At 66.5% G+C, this 463-nt stretch carries 1 pseudogene; it reads right to left on the reverse strand.

The features are described 5' to 3' along the window. Nucleotides 1–463 (reverse strand): annotated as a pseudogene (locus FY251_RS21200) (metallophosphoesterase); the annotation flags it as partial.

Here is a 463-nt window from a genome sequence, read left to right on the forward strand (position 1 = left end):
GTGCCATCAAGCAGGAACGCCTCGGTATCCGCCATGCCCTCGGGCAGGAACGGGGCGAGGAACTCCTGGCCGTCGACGTTGACCCACGTCCCGCCGGAGCGGTCGTTAAACGCCGGAAAGACGACGATGTCCGGCGCGTTCTCGACTGGTTGGTCGAACTGTTCGGCAAAGGGCTCACTCACCAGCGAGCCGCGGAGCCAGGCCCGCTCCTTCTGGGCCCCACCGACGCTGTCTTCGAGTCGGACGACGGGATGTTCGTGGCCGACACAGACGACGTCGGCTTCGAGCACGTCCGGCGCGGGCCAGGTGTGGCCGTGGGCGAACCCGACAGCGCCGATGCGGGTGCCGTGTCCGGGCGTCACTTCGACGTCGGCGTCGAGGTCAGACAAGACTGGCTCCAGACCGCCGTCGTGATTCCCTTTCACTAGTGTCACGGGCACGTCAAGGGCGTCGAACAGCGTTT

Origin of the sequence: Haloferax sp. KTX1 (genome assembly GCF_902410085.1) — an archaeon.
GTDB lineage: Archaea > Halobacteriota > Halobacteria > Halobacteriales > Haloferacaceae > Haloferax > Haloferax massiliensis.